Below are 16826 nucleotides of genomic sequence, written 5' to 3'. Positions count from 1 at the left end.
CCCGCTAATGGCGGGGCTTCTACTGCAAGATAAATAACTAACCAAACCTACTCATTTGTTACAATCTGACCAAACAATAACAAGTGAGTCATGATCATGCAGCATTTATCAATAGTCGAAGCCAGCGAATTACTCGGCGTATCCATTTCAACACTTCGCCGTTGGGAAAAAGATGGCCGCTTGCGACCCTCTTTTCGCACCTGTGGTCAGCATCGTCGTTATGCTGTGAATGATCTCCATGCGCTGATAGGCAGGCACAGTCCAGAACAACGTAAGGTGGTGGGCTATGCTCGCGTATCTAGCCATGATCAAAAGGAAGACCTGGTTCGACAACGAGACAGGCTGATTCAGTATTGTCACAGCGCTGGACACAGGGATGTAGAAATACTCAGCGACTTGGGCAGTGGCTTGAACTATCAAAAGAAAGCCTTTCTCAAGCTACTGCGGATGATTGCGCTAGGCCAGGTATCAACGTTGGTACTACTTCACAAAGACCGCTTGCTCAGGTTTGGTGCGGATATCATTTTTGAATTGTGCAAGTTGAATAAAACACAGGTGGTGATTGTTGATCAACCAGTAGAGGCCAATCTGGAAACCAGCCTTGTTGCTGACGTTATCGAGTTGATGACGGTGTTTTCTGCCAGGTTATATGGCTCGCGTTCACGGAAAAACCTAAAACACTTGCAGCAAGCGGCTTGACCCGTATAGAAGATCTGATTAGTATCAAGCCATTCAGTTTGGAATACCCCACTTGCCCGTCTTCACCTATCAAACTCGCTTAGTACTAGAGGCTGCGCAAGACGCTGCCTTAAATGCCTATGCGAAGCAATACGGGCAACTGGAGCGCAAGTTGTTTGCCGCTATGGTGAAGAACACTTCGCTTGCCGCTTGCCACCGCAAGGATGAAGTGGTTTCTATTGCCCAACTAAAATCCAGGTTTATTGCTGACTACGGCATCACCGCCCGGCATTTCAATGCCATCCGCATGCTCTTGGAAGGCAAGATTGAGTCGATTAAGTCCCGTCAGGGTGACCTCATTCATGAGGCTCAGGGCAAGATTAAGCGACTGACCTCAACCCTTGTGCGCCTGGACAAAGAACTTAAGGTGCTGCGCAAACCCAAAAAGAAAATGACAACTGTCGATCCAGTCAAGATCGATAAGTTAGCGTTCTCACTGCATCAAAAGAAACGCAGCCTGGCGCGCCAGCAGGCGCGCCTGGAACGCATGATTACTGAGAAAGCCTGCGGCAAAGTCCGTTTATGCTTTGGCTCTCGCAAGCGTTTTCGCAGCCAATTCAATGATGCACAATTGACGCACGCTGACTGGAAAAAGGATTGGCAAACCAGCCGCAGTGATCAGTTCTTCCTGGTCGGCTCCAAGGATGAAACCGCAGGCTGCCAGAGCTGCGTGGCGACTGTGCAGGCTGATCAGCGCCTGAGGCTCAGGGTGCGCTTGCCAGAAGCGCTGGGCAAATACATCACACTGACCGATGTCCAGTTTGCCTATGGCCACCCATCCATTTTGAATTCCCTGGTAGCAGGGCGAGCGCTGAGCTATCGCTTTATCCGAGACGATCAGGGCTGGCGCGTCTTTGTCTCGACCCAGCACGACGATGTCCCGATAGTCACGAAACGCGGGCTTGGTGCCTTTGGCCTCGATCTGAATGCCGATCACCTGGCGTTGGCCGAGCTGGATCGTTTTGGTAATTTGACCAATACCCAACGCCTGCAATGCGCCACCTATGGTCTATCCACCGATCAGGCCAAGGCCAAAATAGGTGATCTGGCCAAGGCTGTGGCGGCGCAGTGCGCCGCCGCTGGCAAGCCACTGGTGTTGGAAAAGCTGGATTTTCGTCAGAAGAAATCCGATTTAACCATGATGAATCCGAAGGCAGCACGCCTGCTCTCTGGGTTCTTTTACGCACAGGTGGGGGCTGCGTTACGCAGCGCCTGTTTCAGGGCCGGAGTAGAAGTCATTGACGTCAACCCGGCCTACACCTCGGTGATTGGCGCGGTGAATCACGCCAGTGTCCGAGGCATTTCTGTCCACCAGGGCGCGGCCACGGCCATCGCCCGACGTGGATTGGGTTTTTCCGAACGTCTGTCCACGCGAGCGGGTGTTGCACCCACACGCGGGGGTGGCCATGTCACCTTTGCCCTACCTGCAAGGAATCGGGCGAAGCATGTATGGTCATTCTGGGCGGGCGTGAGGAAAAACCTGTCAGCGGCGCATGCAGCGCACGTGCGGTCTGGGGATCATAAACAATCCCCTGCGCCTGTGATTTCGGCCAAGCAATGCGTGGCAACACGCAAAGGCCTGGCCCATTCACTGAGCCCTACCCGGACGTTGACGGTGAGACCCCGTCACGCGAGTCACCCTCACTGCGGGAGTGACGGCCTCGAAGATGTGCCCTTTTAAGGGCGACTTTGAGGTTTTAAACACTGTTCAAACTGCGTGAGTAGGTTTGGATAGGTTGTTTAAAGCGGTTGTTTTCGAAGTGTGATATGAATTACCGCCAGCATGCTGGCGGTTTTGCTTTAATGATGATCGCAGCAGGAGTCTGACAGGGATCGCGCTTGCACAGATTTTTTTGCTGAACTAGCCAGTCTATTGAACTTTGATTTTTCCATGACGGCACTGGCTGCCCGGTCATGGCCGCCACCTCCAAGCGCTTTCGCAATCTGGAGAGGCGCATCTCCTTCGCTTGACCTCAATGATACTTTGATCTTCCCGTCAGAGCGCTCACTCCAAATCAGGGCGAAAGCTGCTTTATGCTTTATTGATAGATAATTGCCAATTTCGCTTCTGAGTTCTGCTGGCCCATTGACCATCCATCCCTCGATGCCTTTGAGTTTGATATTTATTGCACTTGCGGAAATTTCTTCGACTAGTTTGTTCTTATACGCCAGTATTCCCTTGCCAGCTTCAACGAATTGCTCATAATCTCGGCCCTCAAGCCTGAGCAGTTCGCGGTAGCTGTCTACTTCGAGGGGGGGAGTCGCCTGATTCGCCACAAAGTGGCGGGTTCCCGTCAATTCAAAGCGCCAAAGGTCATAATCTCTGGCATGTGCAATGGCAAGCGGCAGCTCTTTTCCTGGATTCAGGTGCTTGAAAGTCAAGGAGGCGCCGGATTCATTTGCATCGTACCTCAAAGAGGCCAAAGGAAGATGGGCGATGGGTTTTACATTGTCTCGATGGTGATCAATGACATGAATCTCATTGCCCTTGCCCAAAAGTAATTGCATATCTTTTTCCTTGTAGACGACATCAAGGAAAAACAGACGCTGATTAGAAAAGTCAGTAAGAGGCTTATCATAGCTTACGGGCACGTAGGTTGCCGAATCCCCAAAATGCTCTTTGGCTACTGCTGCTGAGAACGTGCCATCAAAACAGTTGGCATGGTAAAGGATTGTTGTCTTGGTCATGACGATTGAAAAACTCAGTTTTGGTCGTTTATTTTTTCAGTTTAACTCAAAAACTGCATGTTAATCCATTTCATCATGTAGGTCAGGCAAAGATAAACCCGGAGTCGCTAACTTCGCAGGCATTGTATTGCCATAAAAAATCCCTGACATCAACCCTGGGTTTGAATTTGTACTCTGGAAATTCAGGATTGAAGGTGTTTGTGTGATCTTCTATCAATACAGGGGAAAAGTTAATTCTTACAAAAACTCTTTTGCCATCAAACGGATTGGGATTCACTCTATGGATATTGTATGGTGTTGCAAGGTATATCGATTTTTCGAGGGATTGAACCATGAATCGACTATCTGCCTGATTATCAAAGAACATGTTGATATCGTGCTTTGTTGGGTTCAAGCCTTCACAAAACATTGGCTGCAATAGGAATTGTGTTGCTGATAAGTTACACCAGAAAGCGTCTTGCTCAATAATGTGACGTTCAATTCTGGATCCCTGGAAACCATCAATGTGCCAACCCATTGAGTTCTTGTAATAGAGTTGTTCAAACGTGCATGCCCTAACAGTTAAATAAACAAAGCAATCCTTGTTTGCTGAATACGCTTGGCGATGGTAATTAATTGTGCAAAGAATGAGTTCTTTCAAAGGAAGAAGTTGCATTGGTAAATAAATAGACGCCTCTGAATTATTCATTCTTATCAAAAGGCGCAAGACGTTCAAGTCGATTTTCTCTACATTTGGTATGTCATGATTCCCAAGATAAAGTGGTAAATATGGATATTTATACTTAGTTTGTGAAAAATGCTCACACGCATCACGATAAGAGGGGTGTTCGGGATCAATGATCAATCGTTCGTAAGAAGGGCACGCAATCTCTTGAATGTCTTTCTTCGTTAGACTTGCTGGGATGTATTGCAAGCCATTTATGTAGTTCTGCAATTAATAACACCTGATGCTGTGATGAACATTGTTATACAAAAAGCCGGTCTTCGACCGGCTCTTTTGACTCAATTGATCTTTATTGTTTGCGGCTTGTGCTCGTCCGGCACAACAAGCTTAAGATCGATGGTTAGCAATCCATGTTCAAGTTTTGCGCTTTCAACTTCAATATGACGATCTAGCGCAATCGCATGTTTGAAGTTACGTCGGGCAATGTTGCGCTGAATATAGGTCACCATTCCTGAATCACCTTCCGGCTTGGGAAAGTTTCCTTCGATCCGAAGAAGGTTCCTATCACCAACAAGCTGGCCTTCATGGCTACGGGCGCCGCATGGCTCAAAGGTAACCGTAACATTCTCGTTGCGATAGCCAGCTAAAGCGACCTGGATCTGATACTGAGTCTCTGTCAGCTTGATAATGTCAGTTGGGGGAAAGCCAAAAGCTTTTTTGGGGTTGGCAATTTCGGCAAGGCTGTTGAATAGATCGCTGAAATTGATGTACAGATAATGTTGTCTCATGGATTGTGTCCTCGTTGAGCGACGTGTTGTTAGACAGATCGAATGATCCTGTCAATATAGATATTACAAAAATGAACGTAGCCTTGCAATACCCTTCAAACTGAAGCGCAACACAATCTCATGAGGCTGCTACAAAACGATGGCGAAGGCCCAGGTTGCCCCAGGGCCTTCTCCTTCATTCAGTCACTTGGATCCTACCGACCAATTCATGTTCCATCCATAGGCGATATCGAGCTTTTCCTGATCACTGAAAAACTCTACCAGCTTGGTGATTTTAAGATTGTCATGATCATTTTCAATCATGGCAATTGCACAAAGCGGGAGATCGGCATTTGAATCCATCGCAACCTGAATCGTGTCATGCCCAGGTGTTTGAACGGTAATAACACCATCCGTCTCACCCCAGCTGGCGACGCCCTCATAAATGAAGGCATAGATAACGATCCGCTTTATTTGGCTGAAAAAGGCGCCGTTGATCCACATGAATTCGCCATTCTGGTTGGCTCCTGTCCTGTCGTCGCCAAGCAGGTGGATGTAAGGGGCATTACGGTAGTCACCGAAGGCGTTACCAAGCGCCTGCACGCAGCCTTTTTGCCCATTTTTGAGCTCAAATAGGCATCCTAGATCAAGATCAACGCCGGTTTTGGATTCTCCGCCAAATAGCGACTTTAGAAAGCCCACTTTCTGCGGCTTGCCCTGGTTCCAGTTGAGATTCACAACAATTTTGTCGAACCCCGTTTTCTTATCGAGAGATAGGGTCGAGCCGCGCTTATCGAGGTTGATGACGCTTTTTCCCTGAGCGGGCGTTTCGCGCTTCGTGATGTCCACTGCCATGATGATTTCCCTTTTTCAATAAAGTAAAAAGGGCTCCGAAGAGCCCTTTCTCAGTCACGGATCCCTTCGGAGGCCCGCGCTTGAACAGGCAATTAGCCGCCAACCACATCCAGGCCGAAGTCGGTAGCCATTGCCGCCAGGCCACCAGTATAGCCTTGGCCAATAGCACCGAAACGCCAGGTGCCATCGCGACGGTACAGTTCGACCATCTGCATTGCGGTCTCGGTGCTGTAGTCTTCAGTCAGGTCGAAGCGCGCGATCTCGGCGCCAGTCACGTTGTCGATCAGGCGTGCATACGCACCCTTGACCTGGCCGAAGCTTTGGCGGCGCTCAGATCCCTTGTAGATCGTTACGGTGAAAACGACGCGCTGCACATCTTCAGGAACCATCGCCAGGTTCACCTTGATGGATTCGTCGTCACCATCGCCGTCACCCGTCTGGTTGTCGCCAGTGTGTTCAACGGCGCCTTCAATGGATTTCAGGTTCCCGTAGTAGATGAAATCTTTATCGCTTCGCACCTTGCCACTGGCATTGAGCATGAAGGCGCTGACATCAAGGTCAAACGGCTGACCATCGGTGGTGCGTGCCTCCCAGCCCAGGCCGATCATGGCTACTGAAAGCGCGGGCGCAACCTTGTCCAGGTTGAGCTTCTGGCCTTTGTCGAGGTTCAGGGTTCCCATGTTGCATCTCCTTGTGGTGTTTGAAATGGCGCTGAGCCATTTGCAGATAACTATACATTTAAAATGACATTCTGTCAATAGTCAGCATAGAAACACAGAGAAGCGACCCACTGGCGGCTTTCCAACGCCTTGTTTTCGTAATATGATCAATGTGAATTGACAGGATTAAACCATGCTTAGAGAAATCGTTCACCCTATCCACTATACCTTCGGGGCAATCACACACGCACCTCAACTGTTCAGGCTGTGGGTCAATGAGCCCTCGATGATGAAGGCCAGCCTGGCAGCCTTCTATCTATTACTGTTCGCTTCAATTGGGGCGGCTTTAAGCAGCATGAATCCTGTGGTGATCGGCTTCTTCGTGATGATGTTCGCCATGATGATGGCGTTACTCACAGCGCCTCAGATGCTATGTGATAATCGCAAAGGCGACTTTCTATTTAGGTTTTCCGAAGGTTTTTTAAATTCTTCTTTGGTCTTCCATGGATATTTCATGGCCCATACTCTCATGGTTGGGTTCTTTTCTCTGGTGGCATGGCAGGTGGGAATGGATCCTCTGTCGTTAATTCGCTCCATAATCACGATCACGACAGGCACGGCAACCCTGTTCGCTTTTCAAATGGCCGAGGCCAGGTTTGAGCACGTAAAGCCGTGGATGGTCATCCTTGCCGCAGTGTCGGTCTCGGTATTGCTTTTCTATGGGTGCACGCTCTCAATGAACATGGCTATGGAAAACCTAATCAATGTAGGCGCCTATCAGCCATAGGTTGACGCCGCGTGATATTTTCTGGTGTGATGAATACAAAGCAGTTTTCCAGGAATATCTTATGAGCATTGAAAGTATTATAGGCGAGTTGTATAGCGAAGCCATCCGAGAAAGTCGTGGGGATATTGTTTCGGCAATTTTGCCTTTTATTTCTTTGCGGGAGGTTGTTCAAACCCTTGAGAAAGCCCCCTATCTATTTAACGATAAATTTAAGCAGGGGTTGCTAAGAAGCGCTTATAGTGCGGAAGATTTGAACGGATTATTTCAAGACTCCTTGGTAAAAAATATACCGGGTTACGCAGCATTTCTGAATTCACTTGCTGATCAACCACTGGATGAAGAATCCAGGGGAAGGTTAATCCGCACCTATATGTCCCGTTCAATGTATGACTTGGCGCTCACAGCCCACTCTGGTCTTATTGATAAAGACGCTTTCGCCAAAGAATTAATAACTGATGTGAAGCTATTCAGCTCGCGATATTCTCAACGGGAAGGATTGTTTATTTTTGTTGGCCACCCTTCAAATTGGGATGAGCATGCAATTGTTTTGCTATCAAAACTCGGGCTAGAGATGCCAGACGATTTCAGCCAATATGAGCACACATCCAGAAATTATCCATGGACTCTGAAGAGGTTCCAGGCACAAGTTGATTTAGTCGGGGAAACGCTTAAGGAGCTGAAGCAGGGAATTCCTCTGATAAAGGAAATCAAATCAGGCAAGCCGGAGTTTGCCACAGGAAAAATGCTTGCAGAGGCGTTTCGGGTTGAGGCCCTAAGGCTGAATCAACCAGATACGTCACAGGGTTGGAATGCACGCAACTTTCCAAAGTATCTCCCAGTGCTTGTTGAGCCGGCGCTAGCTAACGCAGTTGAGGCTGCTGGCGGTGTTAGAGCCATGCCCGTCACTCAAAAAGAAACAAGCTCATCTGTCGTTCCGTACAGAGGATTTAAAGTTTCAGGCAATAATTGCGTTGAGGACGTGGAAGCTGCGATGGCCATGACGCTTCTGCCTCATGAGTCTGTAAGCAGGATTCTTGAAAGCAAAAGCCACATTACAATGCTTATCCCTTATAGCAGCATAAGTGAACAGAGTGTCGAGGTTGATGAAAAGCTATCAACAGCAATGCGTTACCATAGGCCGGAAGTTGTTGAATGGCTGACTGGAAGCCGCCCGCAGCAATACTCATTGTTTAGCAATGATATTGGAACCAGGCTTTATCTAAGGGGTGCTTACTGGGGGCAATCACTACAGAATAGTGTAGTGTCGATCACGCATGATGCTTGCAGCGTCAGCACGCTTAAGTTAATGACAACATCGCATGAAGTAGAGTTCATGAGGAAGTACCTATCCGAAACTATCGGAACGTATCGAAATGAGCAACAATCAGTGCATATTATGCAGTCTTGTGATGATATTGACCAGGCATTAGAGGATTTCAAAAAAGAGCTCAGATATGCGAAAGAATATTTGGGCTTTACGCCCTACATTAGCCTGAAGGGTTCTCTGGAATATCTGGAGAAGGTGTCATGGCTAAAAGAAGATTTCAATTTACAAAATGCTTCTGCGCAAGATCCAAGTCTTCCCATGAAATATGAAACCATTTGCGGAGCATATGGGATAAGTAAAGAGTTAAGGCTTGGAGCAAGATTGGGTGGTGCGTATAAACGACTTGCATCCAATTTCGGAGAAACCCCGCAAGCCCTTCTTACTAAATCTAGCCGTCTCAAAGATCCAGAAGACATTGAAAAAATAAAAGGGCTCCTCGATAGATTTGACATTATGGAAGTTGTTAAGGCCGCCAGCACGGAAAAGCAAATCGAGTTTGTGGTGAACAACTTCGACTTGAGCGGCGTGCTGGATAAGCTAGACAATAAAATAAGAAGACGAGTGGGCCGCGAAAAATTATCGACAGACTTCGAGCTCTAAGCAATGAACGTTATCAAACATTACACTGAACTTATGGGCTTCAATTCTGAAGCGGCACTTGCCATGGCAATCAAGGACAGCCTTGAAAAAGGATTAGTCGTGGATCACTCGAAAATGATAGTTATGGCTGGAAAGGGGGAGGTGACTGTTGATCCGGCAACCCATGCAAAAATATCACTTTCTGATGGCATTCATGCACGCATGAAAAGTGAAAGCATTCTTTCGCCAGCGGTAGGCCCGTGGTCAAGGATTGCACCCATCGAGGACATTGAGCAGGTCGCGCAATACTTGGCTCACGTAACGCCCGCCAAGGATCGTTACGGCATGATGGTTGATCTTCTTACAGCACAGGTTCAGCGCGAGCTTCGTGCTCCCACTAAACCTGGCTGTGAGGCTAGCATTGCATTGTAGTCGACTCAGCGCTTGGCTTTGTTTTGCTGTTTCGTCGACGCGTCGATAGTGCGTCGATCATTTTGTCATTCATTGTAGTTTTCAGGGCTTCTGCATCGGCTGCTTGAAAGAATTGATCGGGTAGAACTCTGGCGAGATGAAGGTATGCATCAATCATGTGCAAAGCGTCTTCATAGCCTTTGAGGCCAGGCTGAGGTGAATACATGGGCAAGGTGATTGGCTTTGACTTATGAAGGCACCGCAACCACTCCTGTAACCACTGACTAGCGTAACCGTCCAGCCCTCCATGCACCGGAGCACATGCAAAAATCCACCGTAGTTCAAGATCTATTTCGCAATTGTCAATCTGCCTTATCCACTCCATGAGTTCAGTTGGCAGGACTGCGCGAAATGCTTCTCCATAATTGACTGTCTTGATGAAGCTTAACCAGACCTTAAGAAGGCTTTTTTCGCCAAGTACTTCAGACAGTGTGGATAGATGAGCAAGTGTAGGACGGACTTGGAATTTTTGAAGATCTACGGGCCTGTCAATTTGTTTGAATCTGCTCCTGATGCTGGATAAAGCTTCAGAAGTAAAGGCGCCTATTGTTCCTGATTCTGAAAGCCCATAGCGACCCGCCCTTCCCCCAATCTGCTTAACCTCCTGGCTTGTTAGTGGGCGAACAGACTGCCCATCAAACTTGGAGTCAGCGTAAAAATAAACAGAATGGGCAGGCAAATTGAGCCCCATGCCGATGGCATCTGTGGCAATCATAATTTCTGCTTCCCCCTCACGAAATAATCTGGCCTGCTCTTTTCTGACCATAGGAGACAGCGCGCCATAGACCACCGCTGTGGATCTGCCTTTCGCGTCGAGCATGCGCTTGATATCCAGAACGGTCTTTCTGCTGAAAGCGACAATAATTGATCCGGCCCTTATGGTCTCTATTTTTTCAGGCCCTGAAGCTATCTGTAGATCTGTCAGGCGATCTTTCAGTAGGACGTCTACCTCATCACCACAGATCTGCGCAAGGCTTCTTATTGTTGGCTCTATAGCGCCAGGGCCTGTCACTATCAACCTTGGTGTTTGCGCACTCACTAATGCGTCCGTCCACGCCCACCCTCGCTGTTGGTCGCAGAGCATTTGCACTTCATCTACCACAACCACGTCCCATTTTCGATTTTTGAAGCGTGCAAATTCTTCAACAGTGCAGCAGTAATGTGATGCCCCTTCCCTTATAATCTGCTCCTCACCGGTTACGAGCGAGCAAGGTATGCCAGATTGCTCAAGTCTTTCTTGATTTTCTAAGGCCATGAGCCTTAAGGGCGATAGGTATATTCCGTTTTCAGCAGCAGCCATTTCATTCATGCTGCTATGTGTTTTCCCACTGTTTGTTGGGCCAAGGTAGGCAATCCATTGGCGATTGATATTTCTTGCGGGATAAAGATCATGATAATGCGTAAATCTTGGATCAGACTCTAGTATGTCTGCCATGGCGATTGATCCTTTTATTTTTTCCATGATTGGAAAGAATGACTTTTTCATTTGACGATTCTTCATTCGCAAAAGCTTTAGTAAAAATGGCTTTTCTATTAGCCCAAGATCAAATGATCCGGCTATTTTCTTTAAGTTATTGAAAGATTCTTCCATGCTATTGCGCGCTCTAACGCAGAGGGACTCATACATCTCACTGGTTAAAACTATATTGCTGGGCAATGATAAAGGGCAAATGATCTCTACTTTTTCACCAGCCACATCCAGGACTAATTGGCATGACTCAGCATATGTGTGCCTGTTGAGCGCTAGCGTTACATTGTCTTTGAAATGCATAACGGCTTCATATGTATTGATGTCGCTCATGAGCAAGAGCCTCGTATGATCAGGGATCATGGATAGGAGTGGCTCAGTGATTTCCATGCTTGTATCAATTATCTTCTGAAACTCAGCGTCTATCGCTGAGAAATACTCAGTGGTTGTGGTGAATCCGTCCGAGCTTGCCGGAATAAGAGTAAAAGCGAAGTCGGGACTCAAGATGAAAGAGCGAGGAATATGCCTTATTGTTGATTCAACGCCCTTTATAAAAACCTTGCTTGCTATTGTCTTTCGGTGGCCTTTGACTATCTCCAAAAGAATGATTTCATCACGCGAAAGGCTTTCGCTAGTCAATAACTGTTTAATGCTACAACTGGACATTCCTATCCAGGCGAGCATAGCTTCCGCCGCGAGTTGATCATGGTATTGGTAATCGTGATACCACTGTGTCCTTAGTTTTAGTGTAGTCTTGAAATAGACTCCTATTCCTTTGGCCCTCTGCGCTTCTATCAGCCTGGAAAGCCTAATGCCGTTTTGTAGAGCAGCAGGAATGGCCTGGAGTGAGGACTCAAGGTCACCGGTTATAAGCGCGTTGTATGCTTGCGTTTCAGTAAGATCGCGTATGACGCGACCATTGACGATTTCAAACGGCCATTTTTTATCAAGCGACCTGTTTAAAGTTAATTTACCTCGGATGGATATCAACTCCCTGAGAAGATCTGTCGACGTCCAGCAAGCAAGCTGGGAGTGGAGTGCCAGGCGTCTAGCGTCCTGGAGCAATTTCGGGTGTAAGTCATTGTGGCCTGACAGCAGATCATCGGATGTAAATGTTGAGTACGCACGCATAAACTCACTCCAAACTGGGTGACCTGTCATCAGTATACGCGTCAATAAACCTGGATGGATTAGAAATTTTGAATTTTTTGCGTTATCCTCTCGGGTAAGCCTATTCAATGTTGTGAGACGCCTAATGAAAGATTCCAATGACCTGCTGATCCTAGACTGTGAGTCAAGCGGCCTTAGTGAGCACAGCTATCCGATTTCGATAGGCGTCAGCGGCCCGGACGGGCAGGTGTGGTACTGGATGATCTGCCCACTCGAAGACTGGGATGAGTGGGACAGCTTTGCTGAAGCCATTCATGGGATCGACAGGGAGCAGTTGACCCAGCAGGGTCGTGACGCCTTCTTGGTGGCGAGAGAAATGAATGCTGTTTTCAAGGGGAAGTCAATTTATTCAGACAGCAGGTGGGATTCGTACTGGATAAAGAAGCTGTTCGATGACAGTGGTGTGAAGATGGCTTTCTCAATAAAGACTCTTTTAGACGTATTATCTACGAAAGAAAAAGAGGAGTACGAAAACTGGGTGGAGTCAAATAAGCTAACTCATCACCCAGTTCAAGATGCCACCACGATACGTAATTACGTTCTTGAGAATAACATCAGTCTCATTTCATCTAGCGACCAAGGCCAGTATCCTCATACTCCCTCTCCCTGCTGAACAGCGATCCAAGGAAGGCCTTGAATGAAGGACGCTCTGGCTCTGCCCGAGCGGCTTTGAATGCTTCGAGCTGATCCTTGATTGATGCAACGCCATGGTCATTTTGCCCAAAATCTGAAGGAAGACTGTTCATTTCAATTTTTTGAACAAGCCCTTTGCTTGATGCAAATTTTTCAAATGCAGAGACTTCGCCTTTATCAAGGATTGAAACCATTTTGCTGAAGCGGTCTTCATCAGCGGATAAACTCAGTTGCCTGGCCTCACCGTGAAAGCTTCTGACATCAGCATCGATATTTACTCGGTTAATCTTTACATCGTTCATGTTTTGACCCTCTTGTAGTTCACTATGTATCAACTATTGGCAAAGGCGCAAGCACTTTCTACTTGACATGTCAACGCCTGGCTATATAATGAAGGACAAATAACCGGAGATTTAAGATGAGTTCTAGCAAGCGTGAGATGTTGAACAAGACGATAAGCTTCATAGAGCTCCTCATTGAACCCACAGTTCATGCCACCACATCTCCTGAGCAGGCGAGCGCATCAATAAACGCCTTTCGCGCCATGCTCCGTGAATTTAACGAAGACCCCAATAACGATGAGTCTCGCCCGTTCATGTTGATACACTCAAGCGCTGACGAATTTCTTGAAGAAAGCTTTGTGAACAGCATTCTCATCGAGGCAGACAAACACGGCCTGTCTAGGGAATTTAAAAAGGTTGAAGTCAACGGCTATGTGATGGGGTTTTTCAGCCACAAGGCTAAGGCATTTGTTGATGATTTCATCAAAGGCAAAGACATTGCTTATATGAACATGCTCGCCAATGGCCTAGTCTTTGATGACTTTCATTGTGTAGGTTTCTATACTGCAAGCGAAAGCAGGTTGCGGGCCACCCTTATCGAACTGCAAAGCTACGCTCGGTTGATATGAGTGATATTTATAACTATGAACTCGCTGCAAAAGAGCTGATTACTAGTCACCCTGGTAATCCACTTGCCAAGGTGACCATCAGCTTGCATAAGAGTAATCCTCTATTTTGGAAATCACTTGCCGCATTTCTAGCGTCATCCGATGAAGCCGAGGATGGTTATAAACTAGGCGTTGCTTGCACAAAGAACTGCTATGCAAGTGCCCTGGCCTCACTGTCTGCGAAACATCCAGCAATTCTGCGATCACTGGCGAATGCTATAGCTAACGAAGGCTATCAGCTGATATTGCCCAAAGCTTCACACGTATCTATTCAGCAATTGCTATGTGACTCCGGGGATTCTGGTGCAAACGCCTGGTGGCGTTTATTGCGCTGTTTCGTTCAATCTCAAAAAATTCCGAAATCTTTGGCAAAACAGATTTTTGATTTCAGCATGCAAGAGCAGGAGAGTTATTGGCATGCAGCTGAATGGTTTTTTGCATTGGAATCAGGACAAAAGATCCACGAAATTCCTGATGCTGTTCTGTACTTGGCACTTGCGCATGAAGTAAGTGAAACACTCAGGAACCTTGAGGGTGATATTCCGTGGCGCTCTGAGCTTTATCGACTTCCAATAAGCATGCGTAGACTTTCATCGCTAGGCGTACTGCTACTTTTACCTTGCGGCGATGAGCTTATGAAAGATGGGGTTATATGCGCATCGCATGAAATTTTACTATCGCCGCTTAGTGATCCAGGGAAGGGGATTTCAGAGATTTACTGGCGCAGACCCTATCATCTTTATAATGAAGAGATGGCGCGCTCTCTAAAAAGGCATTACCTCGACCAAACTCCAGCAAATGAAATTGTGCAAAAAGTTATTGAGCAGGGTGTTATGCGCATTCCACATAACGAAAAACCCTACCTTTCAAAGCTTATTAGTGATAACCCAGAGAGGTTTTACGAAGCGGCGCTGTCTGAAAGTGAGCTCGCTGGTTATTTGATGATGGGTTTGTCAGCAAAAACCGTAGCCGCCCATCCAGCCATTAACAAGGCAATGAAGTCCAGACTGATTAAAAGCGACCTCGATATCTAGAGAAGTCGCTCATTCGCCGCAGGCGGCTATCAGTGAATACTAGTGCTTTCTTTTATTCTTGCGCCTATAAGAGCAGAAAGCCTGTCTAACGAAGCCATCTCGGATTCCACTTCCGTGAACAGCGTCAACACCTCCTCTTGCTCATCAGTCAGCGTTTCATTATGAGGATTGAGGACTTTTTGCAAAGAATCAGCCATACGACAAATCTCCTAGAATGTCACGAGCTTGTCTATTAGCATAACGCGTTTTTTGCTGATATAGCTCAGGGCTTGCAGTTGCATTCATTAGTTCTCTTGTCAAAATTTTCTGTCGCCGCTGAATTCCTGTAGCAATATGGCTTTGTATGCCATGCTTTCCTATGTAGTGGTCAAGCCTTGCCATGCCTGTGGTCAGGTTTCTCATTCTCTTGAGGTATAGGCGATGAATAGCCTTAGAGACAGCCTCGCTGGAGTATCCTGACCTTAAGGCCCATACGGCTCCGATGCGAGCTCTGCGATGCGCCCTTAGTAGAGACTTGTTGACATGTGACATGGCGGCTTTCACACGAAGCCTGTTTTCGAAATTTGGCTGATCACGAAATCTGTCGAGAGCACTTAAAAGTCGTAGCGTGTATGATTCAATATCTTTTGAACAGGCAGCAAGTGACTCCATTTCTTTGCGCATACGATTTCGCCTCCATAAAACAATCAGCTGATCGAGTGCTGCTCCGTATTTAGGGTTTATCATTTTTGCTTTATGAATTGGCTTATTCATTGCCATGCCGAATTCTTTCCGAGCAACACGTGGCGCAAGTGCAGTTATGCTTCGCTCAGCGGGTGGCACTAAAGCCAGTTCCTTTAAAATATCGGTATCGAAGCGACCTTTGCGCTCGAAGTATGCCTTCATTTGCTCACCGATTGAGTGCTCTAGTAGCTGAACAAGGTCACTGGTAGTTACTTCATTTTCACTGACATCGAATAGGCGTGCCAGGGCGGCGTGATTCTTATCGGCAAAATGTGACACGGAAGAATAGAAAAAAGCATCGTGAGCTGCCATTTGGTTTACCTCTTTTCTAACAGAATGTTGTATGCGCTCCTTTCTTGTAAAGACATTTTTCTTGAGTGCAGTCGTGATTTTCTATTAGCAGCTCAGACTGGAGCTGTTATTTTTTTCAAGATCTGATTCTTTCCTCGACGTGAAGCCGAAGGCAGCAAGCACATTCCTAAATGCTTGCTTTTTTATAGTGAGAAAATTGTTGTAATTATCCATTTCAATCGCTTCATTCACTTCGAGTTTCATGCTGATAATTCTATTCGGTATCTTGATAAGTTTGGCTTGACCATAAGACATGCTTATTAGTGCGCCAGTATTTCTATCAAGTGTTCCCAGGTACTCAATCCGATTAGAGTAGTGCAATAAGCTTTTTCTATCGTCGTTTATCATGAAGCTGCCGAATGTTCTGCGTGACATAATTCCATGCTCACAAAAACTCAACAGGTTTTTTAAATTCCCAGATTCTGTAGCTTCAGATAGCGTATCGGCTTGCATTACAAATAAGCTTATTGGGCTATCGCCCTTGCAAGGTGCTGGCTGTTCTGAAGGATATAGCTTATAACCCTTCTTCACGGTCTCCCTAAAAATATAGCTATTTTTCTTTATTGCATGGCTTAACTGCCGGACAAAGGTTTTCTCGTCGGTAACTTTATCCCAGTTAAGTGATTGTAATCCGTCAAGACTTAACATGAAATCATGATTAACAATTAGAGCTGTATTATAATCATTATCATGATATTTACTAACCAGTATGCCCATATCCCTTAGCTCAGATGTTCGAAAATGGTGCCCGGATTCCATGATTTTATTGGACGTGAATGATTTTGGGATTGAGTCATCAAGATTGATTTCGAGACTAATAAGATCTTCATGCCTTTGTGAAAAGGCTCTATTGTGATTATGCTTTATGGCGACGATAACTGATGAACCCATTGGTAGCCTCCGCTTTTTGATAGAGTATCAATAAAGAATATGAGTGCGCTATGGATTCCTATAATTTGGATG

18 protein-coding genes are annotated in these 16826 nt (G+C 46.6%); 8 read left to right on the top strand and 10 right to left on the bottom strand.

What is annotated here, in order from left to right; genetic code table 11:
- Positions 1 to 90: 90 nt before the first annotated feature.
- Together P5704_025440 and P5704_025435 are read left to right on the top strand one after the other, a co-directional pair.
- Positions 91 to 699: an IS607 family transposase gene (locus tag P5704_025440; GenBank protein WOF82135.1), complete on the top strand. Its 609-nt coding sequence runs from the start codon at positions 91 to 93 to the stop codon at positions 697 to 699.
- A 52-nt stretch (positions 700 to 751) separates the two neighbouring features.
- Complete coding sequence (locus P5704_025435; GenBank protein WOF82134.1) at positions 752 to 2419, top strand: hypothetical protein; 1668 nt, start codon at positions 752 to 754, stop codon at positions 2417 to 2419.
- 119 nt (positions 2420 to 2538) lie between these two features.
- Here the strand turns inward: P5704_025435 and P5704_025430 are convergent, their stop codons facing one another.
- The 5 genes from P5704_025430 to P5704_025410 all read right to left on the bottom strand — a co-directional run bounded on the left by P5704_025430 (position 2539) and on the right by P5704_025410 (position 6392).
- Positions 2539 to 3426 (bottom strand): DHHA1 domain-containing protein, encoded by an 888-nt coding sequence (locus P5704_025430; protein ID WOF82133.1) that lies wholly within the window; start codon positions 3424 to 3426, stop codon positions 2539 to 2541.
- An 82-nt stretch (positions 3427 to 3508) separates the two neighbouring features.
- The gene (locus P5704_025425; protein ID WOF82132.1) at positions 3509 to 4360 is read right to left on the bottom strand and encodes a hypothetical protein; all 852 of its coding nucleotides are present in this window, start codon (positions 4358 to 4360) and stop codon (positions 3509 to 3511) included.
- A gap of 68 nt (positions 4361 to 4428) precedes the next feature.
- The gene (locus P5704_025420) at positions 4429 to 4878 is read right to left on the bottom strand and encodes a hypothetical protein (protein ID WOF82131.1); all 450 of its coding nucleotides are present in this window, start codon (positions 4876 to 4878) and stop codon (positions 4429 to 4431) included.
- Between the two features lie 183 nt (positions 4879 to 5061).
- The gene (locus P5704_025415; GenBank protein ID WOF82130.1) at positions 5062 to 5712 is read right to left on the bottom strand and encodes a hypothetical protein; all 651 of its coding nucleotides are present in this window, start codon (positions 5710 to 5712) and stop codon (positions 5062 to 5064) included.
- Between the two features lie 92 nt (positions 5713 to 5804).
- Positions 5805 to 6392 (bottom strand): TerD family protein, encoded by a 588-nt coding sequence (locus P5704_025410; protein ID WOF82129.1) that lies wholly within the window; start codon positions 6390 to 6392, stop codon positions 5805 to 5807.
- A gap of 172 nt (positions 6393 to 6564) precedes the next feature.
- Here P5704_025410 and P5704_025405 point away from each other — a divergent pair, with 172 nt between their 5' ends.
- The 3 genes from P5704_025405 (at position 6565) to P5704_025395 (ending at position 9496) form a co-directional block, all read left to right on the top strand.
- Entirely contained in the window at positions 6565 to 7158 is a 594-nt protein-coding gene (locus P5704_025405) for a hypothetical protein (GenBank protein WOF82128.1), read from the top strand.
- A gap of 61 nt (positions 7159 to 7219) precedes the next feature.
- The gene (locus P5704_025400) at positions 7220 to 9085 is read left to right on the top strand and encodes a hypothetical protein (protein WOF82127.1); all 1866 of its coding nucleotides are present in this window, start codon (positions 7220 to 7222) and stop codon (positions 9083 to 9085) included.
- Between the two features lie 3 nt (positions 9086 to 9088).
- Positions 9089 to 9496 carry a hypothetical protein gene (locus P5704_025395; protein ID WOF82126.1) on the top strand — a complete coding sequence of 136 codons (408 nt, stop codon included), beginning with the start codon at positions 9089 to 9091 and terminating at the stop codon, positions 9494 to 9496.
- Here the strand turns inward: P5704_025395 and P5704_025390 are convergent.
- Entirely contained in the window at positions 9480 to 12134 is a 2655-nt protein-coding gene (locus P5704_025390) for a helicase-related protein (GenBank protein WOF82125.1), read from the bottom strand. The two genes, P5704_025395 and P5704_025390, sit on opposite strands and share 17 nt — an antisense overlap.
- A 124-nt stretch (positions 12135 to 12258) precedes the next feature.
- Between P5704_025390 and P5704_025385 the strand changes: the two genes are divergently transcribed.
- Positions 12259 to 12786, top strand: coding sequence for a hypothetical protein (locus P5704_025385; GenBank protein ID WOF82124.1), 528 nt, complete (start codon positions 12259 to 12261; stop codon positions 12784 to 12786).
- Here P5704_025385 and P5704_025380 read toward each other — a convergent pair.
- Positions 12743 to 13108 carry a hypothetical protein gene (locus tag P5704_025380; GenBank protein ID WOF82123.1) on the bottom strand — a complete coding sequence of 122 codons (366 nt, stop codon included), beginning with the start codon at positions 13106 to 13108 and terminating at the stop codon, positions 12743 to 12745. The two genes, P5704_025385 and P5704_025380, sit on opposite strands and share 44 nt — an antisense overlap.
- Before the next feature lie 116 nt (positions 13109 to 13224).
- Here P5704_025380 and P5704_025375 point away from each other — a divergent pair, with 116 nt between their 5' ends.
- Both P5704_025375 and P5704_025370 read left to right on the top strand, forming a co-directional pair.
- Positions 13225 to 13716, top strand: coding sequence for a hypothetical protein (locus P5704_025375; protein ID WOF82122.1), 492 nt, complete (start codon positions 13225 to 13227; stop codon positions 13714 to 13716).
- Positions 13713 to 14789, top strand: a complete 1077-nt coding sequence (locus P5704_025370) for a hypothetical protein (protein ID WOF82121.1) — start codon at positions 13713 to 13715, stop codon at positions 14787 to 14789. Before P5704_025375 ends, P5704_025370 begins: the two co-directional genes overlap by 4 nt.
- Before the next feature lie 29 nt (positions 14790 to 14818).
- On the opposite strand, the gene P5704_025365 is transcribed toward P5704_025370, so the two are convergent.
- The 3 genes from P5704_025365 to P5704_025355 form a co-directional block, all read right to left on the bottom strand.
- Complete coding sequence (locus P5704_025365) at positions 14819 to 14986, bottom strand: hypothetical protein (protein WOF82120.1); 168 nt, start codon at positions 14984 to 14986, stop codon at positions 14819 to 14821.
- Positions 14979 to 15824, bottom strand: coding sequence for a hypothetical protein (locus P5704_025360; protein ID WOF82119.1), 846 nt, complete (start codon positions 15822 to 15824; stop codon positions 14979 to 14981). The genes P5704_025365 and P5704_025360 overlap by 8 nt, the downstream gene beginning before the upstream one ends.
- An 84-nt stretch (positions 15825 to 15908) precedes the next feature.
- Positions 15909 to 16754 carry a hypothetical protein gene (locus tag P5704_025355; GenBank protein WOF82118.1) on the bottom strand — a complete coding sequence of 282 codons (846 nt, stop codon included), beginning with the start codon at positions 16752 to 16754 and terminating at the stop codon, positions 15909 to 15911.
- Positions 16755 to 16826: the final 72 nt, after the last annotated feature.

The sequence above is a fragment of the Pseudomonas sp. FeN3W genome (genome assembly GCA_030263805.2).
GTDB lineage: Bacteria > Pseudomonadota > Gammaproteobacteria > Pseudomonadales > Pseudomonadaceae > Stutzerimonas > Stutzerimonas stutzeri_G.
Note: the sequence above shows the minus strand (reverse complement) of the source record. Positions and strands in the feature narration are given on the sequence as shown.

Bases quoted from the DNA above. Each gene is read 5' to 3' on its own strand.
- P5704_025390 (WOF82125.1), bottom strand. From the start codon at position 12,134: ATGCGTGCGTACTCAACATTTACATCCGATGATCTGCTGTCAGGCCAC.
- P5704_025355 (WOF82118.1), bottom strand. From the start codon at position 16,754: ATGGGTTCATCAGTTATCGTCGCCATAAAGCATAATCACAATAGAGCC.
- P5704_025405 (WOF82128.1), top strand. From the start codon at position 6,565: ATGCTTAGAGAAATCGTTCACCCTATCCACTATACCTTCGGGGCAATC.
- P5704_025395 (WOF82126.1), top strand. From the start codon at position 9,089: ATGAACGTTATCAAACATTACACTGAACTTATGGGCTTCAATTCTGAA.
- P5704_025420 (WOF82131.1), bottom strand. From the start codon at position 4,878: ATGAGACAACATTATCTGTACATCAATTTCAGCGATCTATTCAACAGC.
- P5704_025415 (WOF82130.1), bottom strand. From the start codon at position 5,712: ATGGCAGTGGACATCACGAAGCGCGAAACGCCCGCTCAGGGAAAAAGC.
- P5704_025375 (WOF82122.1), top strand. From the start codon at position 13,225: ATGAGTTCTAGCAAGCGTGAGATGTTGAACAAGACGATAAGCTTCATA.
- P5704_025430 (WOF82133.1), bottom strand. From the start codon at position 3,426: ATGACCAAGACAACAATCCTTTACCATGCCAACTGTTTTGATGGCACG.
- P5704_025380 (WOF82123.1), bottom strand. From the start codon at position 13,108: ATGAACGATGTAAAGATTAACCGAGTAAATATCGATGCTGATGTCAGA.
- P5704_025385 (WOF82124.1), top strand. From the start codon at position 12,259: ATGAAAGATTCCAATGACCTGCTGATCCTAGACTGTGAGTCAAGCGGC.
- P5704_025400 (WOF82127.1), top strand. From the start codon at position 7,220: ATGAGCATTGAAAGTATTATAGGCGAGTTGTATAGCGAAGCCATCCGA.
- P5704_025410 (WOF82129.1), bottom strand. From the start codon at position 6,392: ATGGGAACCCTGAACCTCGACAAAGGCCAGAAGCTCAACCTGGACAAG.
- P5704_025360 (WOF82119.1), bottom strand. From the start codon at position 15,824: ATGGCAGCTCACGATGCTTTTTTCTATTCTTCCGTGTCACATTTTGCC.
- P5704_025370 (WOF82121.1), top strand. From the start codon at position 13,713: ATGAGTGATATTTATAACTATGAACTCGCTGCAAAAGAGCTGATTACT.
- P5704_025440 (WOF82135.1), top strand. From the start codon at position 91: ATGATCATGCAGCATTTATCAATAGTCGAAGCCAGCGAATTACTCGGC.
- P5704_025365 (WOF82120.1), bottom strand. From the start codon at position 14,986: ATGGCTGATTCTTTGCAAAAAGTCCTCAATCCTCATAATGAAACGCTG.